The following is a 14687-nucleotide window of genomic DNA, read 5'->3' as shown; positions in this document are numbered from 1 at the left end:
TTATCCAAGTTTTTAACACAGTTCACCAATTTTCTATTTTGGGTGAGTTGTAACTTTCTTTTCTATTCTTTTACTGTCCTAACCTTAACGCGTAATGCTATAGTTATCTACTTGCTTTAAATTTTGTTTAAGAAAAACTCCTCTGAGAGTTTTGAGCTGTCAAAGGAGCTGAAGTTATAAAATTAATTGCTTTGGTCTTTTAGCAAAAGGCTAACGATTCTAGGCAATAACCTGGAAGTCACTGCTAATTAAAATTGGCCTGGTTGATAGGGTAGCGATTTGAACTGACCCGTATACTGTCCCTGTCCCATCTCGGTCAAAAGACAGTGCGCCGGTTGATGAGTTGTAGAGGATGCGAGTGCCGAACTCTGAGGGAGCCAGAGATCCACCTGGAGTTTGTAAGCTGCTAAACCCACTAGATGAAAGCACAATTTTATCTCCTTGTTGCCAGCTAAAGTCGTTAATGGTATCAATACCTTCACCGGCAGAGTTGAAGGTAAAGTAATCTGCACCGGCACTTCCAGTCAAGACATCGCTGCCGGCGCTGCCTCTAATTGTGTCATTGCCGTCCCCACCAATATTCGTATCGTTGCCGGCACCGCCATTGATGTTGTCATTTCCTGCAGCGCCCCAGAGGTAGTTATTGCCGGCATTGCCTACGATAGAGTTATTAAGTTCGTTGCCAGCGCCGTAATAAGCACTGCCTTGGAGGTAGAGGTTTTCGACGTTGGCACTTAAAGTGTAGTTGGCAGAGGCATAAACGGTATCTGTGCCGGCACCCACCCCTTCAGTAACCACATCACTGGAGTTGTCTACATAGTAGGTGTCGTTACCTACGTCACCTTCCATTGTATCGTTGCCGACAGCACCATTGATGACGTCGTTGCCAGCACCGCCCCAGATCAGGTTATTGCCGGCATTGCCTCCGATAGAGTTATTAAGTGCGTTGCCAAGGCCGAAATAAGCACTGCCTTGGAGGTAAAGGTTTTCCACGTGGGCACTTGGATGATCGCTGACACCTCCAAAAAGGGCACTGAAACCGTAGCTGACAGAGGTATAAACGCTATCTATGCCAGTACCCACCCCTTCAGTAACCACATCATCGGCGCTGTCTACATAGTAAATGTCGTTACCTGTGCTGCCGACCATCGTATCGTTGCCGGCAACCCCATTGATGGTGTCGTTGCCAGCGCCACCCGAGAGGTAGTTGTTGCCGACATTACCGGCGATATAGTTGTCAAGTCCGTTGCCGTAGCCATAATAAGCGCTGCCTCGCAGGAAAAGGTTTTCCACGCTGCTTTCTGCGCTTAGGCGATAGCTGGCATCGGCATAGACATTATCTGTGCCGGCATAAACGCCTTCGGTAATCACATCATAGGTGCTGTCTACATAGTAAATGTCGTTACCTTGACCTCCTACCATCGTATCGATGCCGGCTAACCCATTGATGATGTCATTGCCAGCTAACCCAACGATGCTGTCATTACCAGCCGTTCCAGAGAGATTGTCGTTTCCAGAGGTTCCGATGATTGTAGCCATATCAATTACTCCAAATTAGCATTGTTGTTGAATTAACTGAGATGCAGCCACTGCCTTGGTGTTTAGTAATTTACAAAAAAGAGTATGTATTAGCGTGCCATTTTCCTTTAAGGGATACAATACGGTGATCGCCGTAGTTAATTGTTAAGCAGTCCCTGTCCCTCCACAATCTATGGAAACCCTGACAAGTATTGATTGGCAGTATCTGCACAAGTTTTTATTAGCAATTTATAGTCCCTGTAACCTAGATGAATTTCCAGGGCAAATACTTACAGCCTTGCCAAAGTTGATCGGTGCAGAATTATTTGGGGCAGCTAGTTTCAGTACAGACGATACAATTCTGCCGCGTATCCGCACATTCCCAAATCCCGAGATAGGCATAGTAGCTGAATCATTCACAGCAAACCGTCAAAATTTTTTCGCTCATCCAGCTTCCTATCATTATGTCCAAACAAATGATGGACAGGCACTAGCAATTTCAGATTTTCTCAGTGAATTAGAATTTCACCGGCAGGAACCTTTATACTCAGATTTTTTTCAACACTTAGGTCTGGAAGATCAACTGCTAATCCACTTTGAACTTCCGTCTAGATTGAAGAGTGGATCAGACATTGCTCCATTCCACAAAAGACAGGAACACTTAGCCCTATCAGCCAGCCGTAATCGTCGAAGCTTTACAGAACACGATCACCTAATCCTAAATTTGATTCGCCCTCACTTGAAACAAGCTTATGAAAACGTTGTCACTTTCAACCATTTGCATCATCTGCTTGCTAAACAGCAAAAAGCTATTGAACAAGCAGCACTAATTTCCCTATCTATAGATGGCAAAGTGAAATGGGCAACTCAAAAAGCAGAAGAAATTTTACATCGTTACTTTTCACTATCTTGTGTTCAAGTGACCTTACCCGATTTTGTACAACGTTGGGTTAATCAACAAATATTTATATTTCTTCAATCACTAAATGATATTTCTTCAATTCGTCCAATTACTTTAGAACTGAATGGACAACGATTGAAAATACGTTTTGGCTGTAACATTGAAATGGAACAGTTTTATCTTTTACTTGAAGAAGATCAACCCAATCAGTTTTCAATTGAAGCACTACAAATACTGGGATTAACCAAACGAGAAGCTGAAGTATTGTTTTGGGTTGCCAAAGATCAAAGTACCCAACAAATCGCCAAACGATTGGAGATGAGTGATCGGACTGTCAAGAAACACATGGAGAATATTTATAAAAAATTTAATGTTCAAACCCGACTTGGCGCAGTTATGTATGCTTTAAAAAATTTAGGTATAGCAAATCTTTAAATTTTTCTACTCATAACAAGAACAGAAGAAGTCGCTCAATAAAAATTAGTCGATGTCGATGAAACAGGATTTGATGAGCGAGAAAACTATCCCTATGCTTATAGCCCTTCTTCAGCGGGATGCGAGATAGGGTATTTACCGCCCTATTCACCGGATTTAAACAAAATAGAAAGTTGGTGGGCTGTCTTAAAAACTTGGATGAAACAGAGACTGAAGGAATTTAAAACAGTCAGGGAATGTGTAGATGCAGCCTTCAAGCAATGTTTTAATGTTTTTGCGTAGTGCTATAACAGTAAGCCGGCATAACTGTAAAACCGGCACCCCAAATTTGCAGGTGCCGGCACAAATTTCATTCACCAAGGCTTTAAAACGGATTCATAAATCTTGGCTGACTGCTACTAACTCTTAAAGGCACCTGCCGGTGTTGCTGCAAGACCTCAGTATAAAGCTTCTCCACTTGCGAGATATTGCTGCTGAGCGTGTAACGTTCCAACACTCGCTGACGCGCTTTTTGCCCCAGCATCGTAGTAAACTCCGGCTGCTGTTCAAACACCGGCAGCAAGGTTCGCAGTTGTCCCGTCACCCCTTGGGTTCTCAAAACCACGCCGGCACCCCCATCCAGCACTTCCCCATCCGCCCCCGCATCCGTGGCTAAACACGCCAACCCGCACGCCATCGCCTCCAACAGCGACAGGGAAAGCCCCTCAACTAAGGAAGGTAAAATAAATACATCCGCCCCTCGCAGGATTTCGATCCGCCGCTGCTCATCCCCAATAAATCCCAGCCAAGTGATGCCGTAATCTTCCCCGTAAAACTGCATCAGCGAGGCTGCCATCGGCCCATCGCCGACAACCACGAGCCGGCTATCAGCACCCATGTCAGACCGCTTCCACGCCTTCAGCAGCGCCTCTACATTCTTTTCCAAGGCAACGCGGCCTTGATAGACAAAAATCCGCTTTGCACCCAATCGAGCCTTTAACTGCGAAGGCCCAGGCGAATACTTCTGGACATCTACTCCATTTGGAATCACTGCCAGCCGCGATTCTGGAACCCCCAAGCGCATCAGCACATCTCGCTGTAGTTGGGAAAAAACAATTGTGCGGTCATAATTGGCCAAAAACGGCGCATACAACTGATACATCAACTGCTGCGTTCCTGAAGTCAAATTCCGCAACTTGCCATCAAACGGCGGGTGGAACGTTGCCACTAACGGCAAATTCAGTTCCTCACAGATTTCTGGCAGCATAAAATCGAGGGGAGACAGCGTCAAAGACGCATGAACCAAGTCAGGTTTGAGCTTCCGCAGCGAGTCGCTCAACACCTTGCTCGATTTTAAGGTGGGAATTGTGTAAATCGTGGATTTATAGAGGCAAGGCAGAGAAACTTCACAGGCGACAGGGCCGGTGTTCGCTTCTGCAACGATTGGAGCAATTTTTGATTTTTTTAAAGCCGTGCGGGCGGTACTGCCGAACTGACCGGCCCACAGGTAAGGAAAAAAGTTATCCGGGTCGAAGGCTTCTTGGGCAAAGTGGAGGAAGCTCACTTCGTATCCCCGGTCTAGCAGCGCATTTGTGACCTCGCGGGAGTAGGTGACATTGCCACAAAATGGTGATTTTTTTCCAAGCCAAGCGATGTGCATTGTTTATTTGTTTGTTGCCCAATGGGCTGCCGGTGAGCCGTGTTGATACTTCAAGGTTTATTGTTTATCGCATTCAGGCGCGAACAATTAACCGTGAACACTTGAACTTCTTGCAAAGGTTGTTTTTTTAACCACAGATAAACGCAGATGATAGCCTTAATGTGCCGTTAGGTATAAGCAGGTGTTAGCCGGCGTCTGCCTTTAGGGATAGGCAGATCAGGTGAATGAGTTTGATGCGATTAAGGGTTTTTGCAAGAAGTTTACTCAACCATGACAGCTATTTACGGGAAATATACCAGGTTAAGACGCCTCCGGCGAGGGCTAATGCGGCTAAGCCTAGAAAAACGACTTTTAATCCGAAGAAAGTTTCGGCAACACCGGCTAACGCTAAGGGTAAGGTAAGGGCGATATTAATCCCGTTATTCTGTAGGCCGAATACTTTGCCCCGCATTTCTTCGGGAGTTTCTGCCTGAATGGTGGTTTGCATGGGAACGCCGACCACGGCTGCAAATCCGCCTAAGGTGGTAATCAGCAATAATGCCGGCCATAGCTGTTGTGTGAATACGGATAGACCGGCGAGAGAGGCTGCCATGCCCATTGAACCAACTAAACTCAGTTGAGCGTGGGAAAAGCGCTGGCCTTTGTGACCGAGAATTGCGGCACCGGCACCCATGCCTAGCCCACCGGCAGCGAGTAAAAAGCCAAACTGAGAGGCTTTCATTGCGGGGATCAATTCAGCTAAACGAACGGCCAAAACGGCTAAGGCGGCAAAGATTGAGAAGAGAATAACTAATTGAATCATGGCGTTGCGGACGCGTCGGTTTTCCCGCAAGTAGCGCAGACCATCTCGTATATCTTCCCAAACATGGGGGGCTTCATGATCTGCCGGCATTGACTTTTCGCCGGTTTTGAGGGTAACTAGCAGCAAACCAGCGATGCAATAGCTACCTCCTACTACCAGTTCTTTCCCAATCTCCCAGTGACCGAATAAGGTGTCTGCCAACGCCAGCAACGGTTCTCCCACGGCAAACCCAATAATGACCGAGGCCATCATTGTTGTGGTGTAGAGTGAATTTGCCACTAAAAGCTGGCCGCGTTCTACGATCAAAGGCAAGGCTGCTTGTTCTGCCGGCGCAAAAAATTGCGTCAGCGTTGAAACCAAGAATGTTGCGGCTAATAAAATGCAGAATCCCACCGGCAGTCCCGCCACAGGTGCCCAATCCTGAACTACCCACAACTGCACCGGCAACGCCAAAACAATCGCGCCGCGCAGTAAATTCGTGATCACCATCACTATTTTTTTGGGCCACCGATCCACAAACGCGCCGGCTAGAGAACCCAACAGCACGGCTGGAATGGTAAAGGCGATCATAATCGCTGAAACCCAGGAACTGATCGTTTGTCCAGATGCCTGAAACTTACTGGCGATCAGCGCAATCATCAGCACTAAATACACCTTATCCGCCAGTTGAGAAAATATCTGGCCACTCCACATCGTTACAAAGTTGCGATTTCTCAGAATCGGCCTAAATCCTCTCTGGTCTGTTTGCGCCGGTTCGATGGGTTCTGGGGTGGAGGGGGAGAGCGTCTGGGGGGCTGCTTCGGTGTTCTCTGGCTCATCGGTTGCCCCATGCCCATTTGCCGGTTCGCCTGTTTTTTGCGCGGGAGTCTCGGGTACAGGCATTTTATCAAGCCTGTGGGTAGCCGACTCTTTGCTGCCGTTTGAGCGATCAGCGTTTGGGCGGTGATAAGGTATTTGATTACTACCATTGCCATTTGGGCGAGGTTGGCTCACTTCGTTGGCTGGCTGGTTAGCGTGTTTTAGGGGTGAATGCTGTATTTTAAAATCAGAATCAGACAGTCGCATCATGGCTCACGGGGAAATGGGCAGGGAGGCAAAATAGGAATCTATTAAAGCAGCCGAGCGGATCGAGCGATCAAATTGAGACTGAGCGTACTGACGCAAAATGCGTTCAACTGCGACCCAAGCTGTCTCTGTGTTCTGGGTAGGTAAATGAGATAAACCGGCCTGGGGCCAAAGTATCTGAGGTTCCGCTAGCTGCTGAAGCAATGCCAGTTCGACGGCATTAAGCTGGGTATCGATTTTTACGGGTCTTTCGGGATGGATGAGTGTGCGGTAGCTGTTGTTAGTAGTCTCAGCCACTTTGTTGCCGATGGCAATGCTTTTTAAGGCTGAAATCTTTTCAGGTCGCGTTTCTATGCCGGCTTTAAATCCAGCTTGACTTATGTCGAATTTTGTGGTTTTAGAAGCGGATCGTTGCAGTTCAATTACCGGCCCTGAACCTGGCCCCTCCAACCGGCGTTTCTCTGGTAAACTCACGGTTCCGCCGGCAGCGATACTAAACCCAACTCGCCAGTCTGGCGCGGTAAAATCTGGGATGAGCTGGTGCTGGGTGATAGAGCAGGATTGAACTTGAGGCGCAATGCCGGCTAAAGCCAAAAGGTGATAAACACCGTGAGTTAGGTGGGCTAGCACCGGCACAGACATTGCACCCTCGCCTGCGTTGGGTAACTGCTCAATTCGACTTAAATGCTCGTTTAGCAAGCAAAAAAGTTCTTCCTGCGGTTGTTCGCTCAAAGCTTGACAAAGTACCACTTCAGCCAAATACTGCCCAGCCGCAAGTTTTCCCAGATCCCGACTTAAACCCGGATAAGATTCTAAAGTTTCTGCTTGGGCAATTTTATCAAGCGAGCGCCCCTTTTGAATCAGCAATTCGTTAACAACAAACAAGCCACCGCGCCCCCCCATCTGCGAGTTTGGCTTTCTCGCCCCCGGTACGACTGCGCGAATTAAACCAAACTCCCGCGTCAAAATCGTCAAGAGCCGATCAGACTCGCCCATTGGTGAGCCTTTTAGGTTAATTCCAGTCGCTTTGTAAGTTTGACCCATTTTTAGTATTTAGGGGATGGGGCATTGGGAATGGGGCATTGGGAATGGGGTATTGGGCAAATTTGTCCTTCTAGTCCCTAGTCCCTAGTCTGTTCATGTTTCTTCACGCTTCTCTTCCAGGTTATCGCGTAAGCGAATTAATTCGGGTCCGCGAGAGGTGCCTAGACGGGTTGCGCCGGCTAAAATTAACTCCACGGCTTGCTGATAAGTACGGATTCCCCCCGATGCTTTGATTCCGGCCTGTCCTTTGCTGAACTCCTTGAGCAAGCGGATATCTTCCACAGTTGCCCCCCCATAAACACCTGTGCTGGTTTTGAGGAAATCCACACCGGCATCCATACAAAGTTCAGCCGCCGTAATTTTTTCCTCATCTGTGAGTAATGCCGTTTCCAAGATCGCTTTGACGCTTTTCCCTGTTTCGTCACAAATTTCGGCAATCTCCCGGTGCAGTTCGTCGGTTTTACCGGCTTTCAACCAACCTAAGTTAATCACCACATCCAGTTCAGTCGCACCATTCTCTACGGCTTCTTGGGCTTCGTACAGTTTCACTGCCGATGTTGTTGCGCCGGTAGGAAAGCCAATCACCGCACACACTCGCGGTTGTTTGCCGTGTAGGAGAGTTGCGGCTTGACGCACGTAGGTGGGATATACGCACACCGTCGCGAACTGAAAGCGATCTGCCTCTTCGCAGCACTTCTGAAGCATCATCGGCGTTGCTGTTGGGTTCAGCAAGGCGTGATCAATAAAGGGCGCGATATCAATTTCTGGCTGAGCCGCAGCCATTGCTCATTCTCCATTAGATATACTTTTCACTTGTATCAGAAATTTTAAGAACTTTAAAGCAACTGCAGGAATCTTTACGGATACACACTTCGTAAGTGTTGAGGCCGGCCCTTTGGCTCTGGATCTCTACAAATGTCTTTCCCTCTGCATTCCAGTTTTATCGCGACTGTTGCGCCACCTACATATCCCCCTGATTGCCGGCAGCCACCGCCACTCGCTATCAACTTTAGTTTTGCATCTAGTTTGCTTGTTACTTCTAAGGATTTAGTAAGTATTCATCCCTATAAATGCTGCCGATTAACCTTTATTTTCTGATTGGCTTAATCCGGGTTGTCTGGCTTTATGCAAATTAAGTATTAATTTTTTTTTGCCGCTTCTGGCAAGAATTGCTCTGTCGTAGGTACTACGACTTAAGATAGAGGGACAAACTCAACGGCTGGTAAATTTTCAGTATATTTGCCGTTGACAAGAATAAAACTTTTGTGAAATTTCGGTAAAGTTTGTATAAAGAACAACAAAACTGGACAAAAGTAGGTTTAAAGTAGAACAAAGCCACAACTGGCAAATCTACCTCTAGGAAGATGACTTAAAGGCACGTGCTCATAAGTTAGGCCAAGGTTAGCAGCCGGTTGAACTGTTACCCAATTTAAGGAAAAAGAACGATGGCCACACTACTATTAGGCTCATTTGGATTGGTTTACTTGGTTAGCGCTCCCTGCTTTTTCACGAGCTGGCTGCAATTCTTCAAGCGGGAAGCCGGCAAATTATCGGAAGAAGAAAAGCAGCTTTCCTTAGCGACTTTGGTCATGGCGAGTGTTTTGTGGCCTCTTGTGGTGCCTGTGGCTTATCTAGAGCAACTATCAAAAGCCAAACAAAAGCAGCCGCGCCACATCATGCCGGAAGCTCAGTAAAAGTGCTTAAAAGTGAAAGTCTTGGGAGATATTTATAGCGCCGGAGATTATTCTCGTAAAGGCATTTTTAAGAGTAATTGCTCGCGCAACTCATCAACAGTTTTGGGGTGTTGCATCCCTGCTGCCAGCGGCATTTGCTCAAGTATCGTCTCCCAAACTTCCCAAAGCAAAGGAACACCTAGCTGTAAATCCTGCAACAGATGACGCTGAGAAAACACAGCTACTGCGTCGCCTTCAGTGATCAGGCGTCCTTGGTGAATAACAAAAATCCAATCGGCCCATTGATAAGCTAAATTTAAATCGTGCGTTGCCATTAACTGAGTGGTGCCGGCAGCATGAATTTGTTCGAGTTTAGCCATCAACTGACGTGTCTGCAACGGATCTAAATAAGCGGTCGGTTCATCTAGTAATAATAGTTCAGGCTGTAACACCATCACGCCGGCAAGGGCAACTCGTTTCTTTTGCCCCAAACTGAGATGATGTACAGGTCTGGTAGCCAATTCAGTTAAGCCAAAATCGGCTAAAGCGCCGTCAACTCGCCAGCTAATTTCAGCGGCGGATAATCCTAAATTACATAAGCCATAAGAAATATCTTCCTCGACAGTGGGAGCTACAAGCTGTTGCTCTGGATCTTGAAACACTAGCCCCACTTTTTGTCTAAGCTGAATCAGGGAGTGCCGATCATAGCGCATTGGCTTACCGTGCCATCGCAACATTCCTTGTTGAGGTTGATGCAAGCCATCAGCTAGGAATAGGAGGGTGGATTTGCCACAACCATTATGACCAATCAAGGCGCTTTTTTTTCCCGCCGGCACACGTAATGTCAAGCCGTTGAGTGCCGGCTGCTGGCTGGCTGGATAGCTGTAATGTACGCCGTCAAATTCTAGTAACCAATGTGTCATTGGGAATTGGGAATGGGGCATTGGGCCTGGGGCATTGGGAATGGTACGCTAAATGTCACGACCCTCTTTAACTTTTCCCTAGTTCCTCATTTCTGAGGCATTGGGCTATTAACGATAACCTGTAAGCATTTCGAGTCCGAGTAATGCAATGCAGCCGAGGGATGCTTCTAGGATGTACCGACGCGAGGGGCTAGTGCGCTGTGGATGCCAAACTTGGAAGTCGCCGGTGAAACCACGTGAGGCAAGGGTGAAGGAATATTGCCGATAGCGTTCGAGGGTGCGCTGTAATAATTGACCAATTAATAGTGTTAGGCTACGCATAGTGATGCTCCAAGAGCGATGTCCGTTCCGCGCTTGTTGGGCGATCCACAATTCACCGGCAGTTTGCAGCAGCACAAAAATAAAGCGATACATTAATAACAATAGTTCTGTTAAAAGGGTTGGGCATCCCAGCCGGCGCAAAACTTGTAGAATTTCTACAAACGGTATGGTGAGAAGGATGAAAAACAGACAGCATACCCCGGCAAGCGATCGCAGCAAAATTCCAAGTGCTTGTTGAGTGCCGGTGTGACTGATATAAAAATACCAATTACTCCATTCTATCCCGATCCATCGATCTGAAAGAATTGCCGGCATTTCACTAACTGAAGTCATGTTAAGCATGAGTGCCGGTAAACTCATGAGTAAAAATACCCCAGCGCCGGCAATCATTTTTAAATAAACTCCGACTGGAATTCGCGCATAACCAATTGTCCAGATTGCCATCCATATTATCACTGCCAACTGCACCGGCGCATGACTGATAAAAGCGATAAATAGGGGGATAATCGCAAACAGTAGTTTGTGTGCCGGTGGCAAATACCGCAACCGATTCGTGTAAGCCAGCGTATCGATATAAAGGTGCATGAAAAAAAGGCAAAAAGAAAAAGTAAGCGAAAAGTTAACTTTCTACTTTTTACTTTTTACTTCCCGAAAACCTCGGCCCCGGTATAAGCCAATCACATATCCAATTACGCCGGCACCGGCAGCAGCCTGCACTGCAAATAAAAGCGATTCAACTTCTCCCCCTGGTAACTCCACAACCGGCTTAAACCAAGGCTTATAATCTGGCTGAACTTCCTGAATCGCCTCCTCTGCTTGGCCATCCGCACCCCCAAACTCTGAATTTTTTACCAAAATTAATGGCATCGTCGCTAAAAATACCACTCCCAAAATCAACAGCCAATTATCCCAAGCTTTTTGTTTCTGCTGCATTACTCAAAACCTTTCAGACAGTAAATAACTAAAAATTTTCCCAAATCCCCAATTACCAAAAACTTAACTAAGCACTCCGCTTAATCAACTTCAACTGTTCCAATTCTTGACGCCCATAGCTAGAAAGCCAATTCCAAACCAAGACAGTCAGCAATCCCTCGCTGATCGCTAAAGGAACTTGAGTGAGTGCAAAAATTCCAGCAAACTTCACAAACGATGCCACAAAGCCGCCGGTTGCAGAGGGAAACGCCAAGGCTAGTTGCACCGAAGTGACAAGGTAAGTGGTTAAATTTGCTACTGCTGCAGCGAGGAAAATTGCCACTTTCTGTTTACCGGCTACCTTCATCACCAACTGATACACACCAGAGGCCACTATCGGCCCGACTACGGCCATCGAAACCGCATTTGCCCCCAAAGTGGTCAAACCGCCATGCGCCAGCAATAAGGCTTGAAAGAGCAGCACTAAACTGCCTAAAACAGACATAGCCATTGGGCCAAATAGAATCGCCCCTAACCCTGTGCCGGTGGGGTGGGAACTGCTGCCGGTGACTGAAGGTATTTTTAAGGCAGACAGGACGAAAGCAAACGCGCCGGCTAAGGCGAGAAGTAATTTTAATTCCGGATTTTCTTTAGTAATGCGGTGCAGCGATCGCAACCCCAAGGTGAAAAATGGGATAAATACTAGCCACCAAAAAATCGCCCACGGTGCCGGCAAAAAGCCTTCCATGATGTGCATTCCATAGGCGGGTGCCGGTGCGCCAATGCTCAAAAATAAGATCAGGCCGGCTAGGAATAATCCACTAGGTTTTAACAAGCGTCTTTTCATCCTTATCATCTGTACCTCGCAGATGGATAACAGGTTTTTCAGCAGTCGGTGGGCATTCTGACTTAGTAACCACCCGTGGCGGTTACATCACAGCTGCGGGACAGTGTCGGACTCGGCACCGAACTTTCCCCCTTACGTCTGGTGACAGCCACCAGAACCGACTTAGCTTTAAGAGGTTAAAGCATTCTAACTGTTTAAGAAAGGGATAGTTTGATAAATTCATTGGGGATGGGACATTGGGCAGGGGGCAAGGCTACGCCAACCTAAAGGTATGGGCATGGGGGTGTACTGTTTTTGGTGTCGCAGCCTAATGCCTATATAGGTAGGGAAAAGAGGGTTGAAATGATTACCTTTGGAAATTACTGGAGTGGGGACAAGCAATCAGACAAAAGCTTTGGCGGGTTGGGATTTTGACCAAATTAATAATTGGCCTTCTTGACCACCGGCAGCGAGTTGGTGTCCTTGGCTGTCCCAGGCTAAGCAAGAAAACCCAGCCGGTGCGCCTTCCAAAATTTGCGCGAGTTCCTCAGCTTTTTGCCATAGACAAACGTGGCCATCTTCACTGGCTGAGGCGAGGAGAAAGCTAGTCGGTTGAAAGCTTAGGGTTCCCACTACCCCCTCATGAAGTTCTAAACCCCAAGCTTCCCAGCCGGCAGTTGCTTCCAGTTGCTTTTCCCAGACGGAAATGGTGCCGGCGCTGGCAGCCGCTAGCAAAGGCGCACCTAATTCGGTGGCTTGATCTGACCAAGCTAACTGGCGCACTTTGCCGGGAAAACCCCGCATCAACCACGGATGAGGGCTGCCCCATTCTAAAACGGTGAGGGTTTTATCCAGGTTGCCGCCGGCTAAATATTTGCCATCGGGTGACCACTTGACGACGGCAGTTGCAGAGGGAATTACCAGGGAGTAGGGATCGTCTTCCCAATTTTGAGTGTTCCAAATCTTGACACCCTGATAGCCGGCAATCGCCAAATATTCAACGGTGGGATGCCAAGCTAGATCCAAAACTGAGGAGGCTTCAAAATTCAGCTTGGCTACGATCTCTCCCTTGCCGGCATCCCATATTTGCACGTAACGCCCGGTACTAAATGCCAGTTGGTTGCCGATGGGACTCCACGCCAGCCGGTCAACCCATGCCGGCGCGTTTTCCAGGCAATACAAGGGCAACTGATCAGACACGCGCCAAATCTTGACTGTGCCATCTTGGCCGGCAGCCGCTAGCAGTTCGCCATCTGAAGAAAAGGCAAGGGAATCTATCGAGTCACCGGCACCCATTTGCAAGGTTGTGACAGCTTCTACGCCTTGCCACAAAACTACGTCGCCGGCAGATGAACTGGCTGCTAAAGTTTTGCCATCGGGCGACCACGCAATAGCAGTGACGTAATCTGAAAGGGTTCCTTGCCATTTCAGTTCCACGATTTCTTGGCCGGCAATTCCTAAGCCAAACACTTGAGAAAATCCTCTCTCAGTTGAGCTTCGTCAAGATTGCGACCAATAAAAACCAGTTCACTTTTCCGGGTTTCTCCAGGCTTCCAAGGGCGATCCGGTTTCCCGTCAAATATCATGTGAACGCCTTGGAATACTAAGCGGTTTTCTTCGCCGGCAATATTTAAAATCCCTTTCATGCGAAAAATATCTGGCCCTCTGGTTTGCAATAAATTACCTAGCCAATTCGTTAATTTTTCCCCATCCAGTGCGCCGGTTTCTACGAATGCCACGGAATACACCGATTCATCATGTTCGTGGGCTTCTTCATTTAAAAATTGTGGATCAATTTCCAGCGCCCGATCTAAATCAAACGCTTTTACACCCAACAGCGAATCCATATCTAATTCTGCGTTCTGAGTGCGATAAATTTTTGCCATTGCATTCATTGAGCGAATGCGCTGCTCTAGCTCATCAAGCTGTTCTGGCGTAACTAAATCAGTTTTATTCAGCAAAATTACATCCGCAAATGCAATCTGTTCTTGCGCTTCGCTGCTACCCCAATGTTCCCAAATGTGCTTGGCATCTACGACTGTGACGACTGCATCTAAATTGGTTTGGCTGCGAACATCTTCATCCATGAAAAATGTTTGGATCACCGGCGCTGGATCAGCAAGGCCGGTTGTTTCTATGACTAAATGATCAAACTTATCTCTGCGCCGCATTAAGTTGCCCATGATGCGAATTAAATCGCCCCTAACAGTGCAGCAGATGCAGCCATTATTCATTTCAAAGATTTCTTCATCAACAGAATTGATTACCAATTGATTATCAATTCCCACTTCCCCAAATTCATTGATAATTACGGCAACTTTTTTGCCGTGTTCATAAGTCAGGATGCGATTGAGGAGGGTTGTTTTACCGGCACCCAGATAGCCGGTGAGCACTGTAACCGGCACCGAACTGGACATTGCAGCTTGTATCACGAGGAACACCTCTAAAACATTAAAATGATAATCAGTCTCAAAGCAGTATAATAGATTTTCGCCACAGACATACCTACAGGGAAGAGGGGATGTGTGGGAAATGGGGATAGAGGCAAATGCAACCAATGCCCTATGCCCCTACCTTTAGGTTGGCGAAGCCTTGCCCCATGCCCCATGCCCCATTCCCGATTCCCAA

The 14687-nt window shown here is 47.4% G+C and carries 13 protein-coding genes and 1 pseudogene; 3 read left to right on the top strand and 11 right to left on the bottom strand.

Annotated elements, in window-relative coordinates; all coding sequences use genetic code 11:
* Window positions 1-219 precede the first annotated feature (219 nt).
* Window positions 220-1539 carry a calcium-binding protein gene (locus H6F56_RS01455; RefSeq protein ID WP_190665032.1) on the bottom strand — a complete coding sequence of 440 codons (1320 nt, stop codon included), beginning with the start codon at window positions 1537-1539 and terminating at the stop codon, window positions 220-222.
* A 172-nt stretch (window positions 1540-1711) separates the two neighbouring features.
* On the opposite strand from H6F56_RS01455, the gene H6F56_RS01450 reads away from it, so the two are divergent.
* Window positions 1712-2854: a response regulator transcription factor gene (locus H6F56_RS01450; RefSeq protein WP_190665031.1), complete on the top strand. Its 1143-nt coding sequence runs from the start codon at window positions 1712-1714 to the stop codon at window positions 2852-2854.
* Window positions 2855-2962: 108 nt separating this feature from the next.
* Window positions 2963-3136, top strand: a pseudogene (locus H6F56_RS01445) (transposase); the annotation flags it as partial.
* Between the two features lie 82 nt (window positions 3137-3218).
* On the opposite strand, the gene H6F56_RS01440 reads toward H6F56_RS01445, so the two are convergent.
* The 4 genes from H6F56_RS01440 to deoC all read right to left on the bottom strand — a co-directional run bounded on the left by H6F56_RS01440 (window position 3219) and on the right by deoC (window position 8187).
* Complete coding sequence (locus H6F56_RS01440) at window positions 3219-4493, bottom strand: glycosyltransferase family 4 protein (RefSeq protein WP_190665030.1); 1275 nt, start codon at window positions 4491-4493, stop codon at window positions 3219-3221.
* Window positions 4494-4770: 277 nt separating this feature from the next.
* Entirely contained in the window at window positions 4771-6363 is a 1593-nt protein-coding gene (locus H6F56_RS01435) for an MFS transporter (protein ID WP_190665029.1), read from the bottom strand.
* Window positions 6364-6366: 3 nt separating this feature from the next.
* On the bottom strand, window positions 6367-7404 hold the full coding sequence (gene recO / locus H6F56_RS01430) for a DNA repair protein RecO (protein ID WP_190665028.1): 1038 nt from the start codon (window positions 7402-7404) through the stop codon (window positions 6367-6369).
* Between the two features lie 93 nt (window positions 7405-7497).
* Window positions 7498-8187, bottom strand: coding sequence for a deoxyribose-phosphate aldolase (gene deoC / locus H6F56_RS01425; RefSeq protein WP_190665027.1), 690 nt, complete (start codon window positions 8185-8187; stop codon window positions 7498-7500).
* A gap of 662 nt (window positions 8188-8849) precedes the next feature.
* Here deoC and H6F56_RS01420 point away from each other — a divergent pair.
* Window positions 8850-9098, top strand: coding sequence for a hypothetical protein (locus H6F56_RS01420; protein ID WP_190665026.1), 249 nt, complete (start codon window positions 8850-8852; stop codon window positions 9096-9098).
* Between the two features lie 47 nt (window positions 9099-9145).
* Here H6F56_RS01420 and H6F56_RS01415 read toward each other — a convergent pair whose 3' ends face one another.
* The 6 genes from H6F56_RS01415 to H6F56_RS01390 form a co-directional block, all read right to left on the bottom strand.
* On the bottom strand, window positions 9146-10000 hold the full coding sequence (locus H6F56_RS01415; protein ID WP_190665025.1) for an energy-coupling factor ABC transporter ATP-binding protein: 855 nt from the start codon (window positions 9998-10000) through the stop codon (window positions 9146-9148).
* Window positions 10001-10108: 108 nt separating this feature from the next.
* Entirely contained in the window at window positions 10109-10906 is a 798-nt protein-coding gene (gene cbiQ / locus H6F56_RS01410) for a cobalt ECF transporter T component CbiQ (protein WP_190665024.1), read from the bottom strand.
* A 42-nt stretch (window positions 10907-10948) separates the two neighbouring features.
* Window positions 10949-11254 (bottom strand): energy-coupling factor ABC transporter substrate-binding protein, encoded by a 306-nt coding sequence (locus H6F56_RS01405; RefSeq protein ID WP_190665023.1) that lies wholly within the window; start codon window positions 11252-11254, stop codon window positions 10949-10951.
* Window positions 11255-11321: 67 nt separating this feature from the next.
* Window positions 11322-12080 carry an energy-coupling factor ABC transporter permease gene (locus tag H6F56_RS01400; protein WP_190665022.1) on the bottom strand — a complete coding sequence of 253 codons (759 nt, stop codon included), beginning with the start codon at window positions 12078-12080 and terminating at the stop codon, window positions 11322-11324.
* A gap of 381 nt (window positions 12081-12461) precedes the next feature.
* Entirely contained in the window at window positions 12462-13529 is a 1068-nt protein-coding gene (locus H6F56_RS01395) for a WD40 repeat domain-containing protein (protein WP_190665021.1), read from the bottom strand.
* Complete coding sequence (locus H6F56_RS01390) at window positions 13517-14476, bottom strand: CobW family GTP-binding protein (protein WP_199312539.1); 960 nt, start codon at window positions 14474-14476, stop codon at window positions 13517-13519. The genes H6F56_RS01395 and H6F56_RS01390 overlap by 13 nt, the downstream gene beginning before the upstream one ends.
* Between the last annotated feature and the right edge of the window lie 211 nt (window positions 14477-14687).

It is taken from the genome of Microcoleus sp. FACHB-672 (assembly GCF_014695725.1).
Classification (GTDB): domain Bacteria; phylum Cyanobacteriota; class Cyanobacteriia; order Cyanobacteriales; family Oscillatoriaceae; genus FACHB-68.
This window is presented reverse-complemented; position numbering and strand designations above follow the sequence as displayed.

Coding starts and splice junctions, on each gene's coding strand:
- H6F56_RS01455 (WP_190665032.1), bottom strand. CDS start 1,539: ATGGCTACAATCATCGGAACCTCTGGAAACGACAATCTCTCTGGAACG.
- H6F56_RS01450 (WP_190665031.1), top strand. CDS start 1,712: ATGGAAACCCTGACAAGTATTGATTGGCAGTATCTGCACAAGTTTTTA.
- H6F56_RS01440 (WP_190665030.1), bottom strand. CDS start 4,493: ATGCACATCGCTTGGCTTGGAAAAAAATCACCATTTTGTGGCAATGTC.
- H6F56_RS01435 (WP_190665029.1), bottom strand. CDS start 6,363: ATGATGCGACTGTCTGATTCTGATTTTAAAATACAGCATTCACCCCTA.
- recO (WP_190665028.1), bottom strand. CDS start 7,404: ATGGGTCAAACTTACAAAGCGACTGGAATTAACCTAAAAGGCTCACCA.
- deoC (WP_190665027.1), bottom strand. CDS start 8,187: ATGGCTGCGGCTCAGCCAGAAATTGATATCGCGCCCTTTATTGATCAC.
- H6F56_RS01420 (WP_190665026.1), top strand. CDS start 8,850: ATGGCCACACTACTATTAGGCTCATTTGGATTGGTTTACTTGGTTAGC.
- H6F56_RS01415 (WP_190665025.1), bottom strand. CDS start 10,000: ATGACACATTGGTTACTAGAATTTGACGGCGTACATTACAGCTATCCA.
- cbiQ (WP_190665024.1), bottom strand. CDS start 10,906: ATGCACCTTTATATCGATACGCTGGCTTACACGAATCGGTTGCGGTAT.
- H6F56_RS01405 (WP_190665023.1), bottom strand. CDS start 11,254: ATGCAGCAGAAACAAAAAGCTTGGGATAATTGGCTGTTGATTTTGGGA.
- H6F56_RS01400 (WP_190665022.1), bottom strand. CDS start 12,080: ATGAAAAGACGCTTGTTAAAACCTAGTGGATTATTCCTAGCCGGCCTG.
- H6F56_RS01390 (WP_199312539.1), bottom strand. CDS start 14,476: ATGTCCAGTTCGGTGCCGGTTACAGTGCTCACCGGCTATCTGGGTGCC.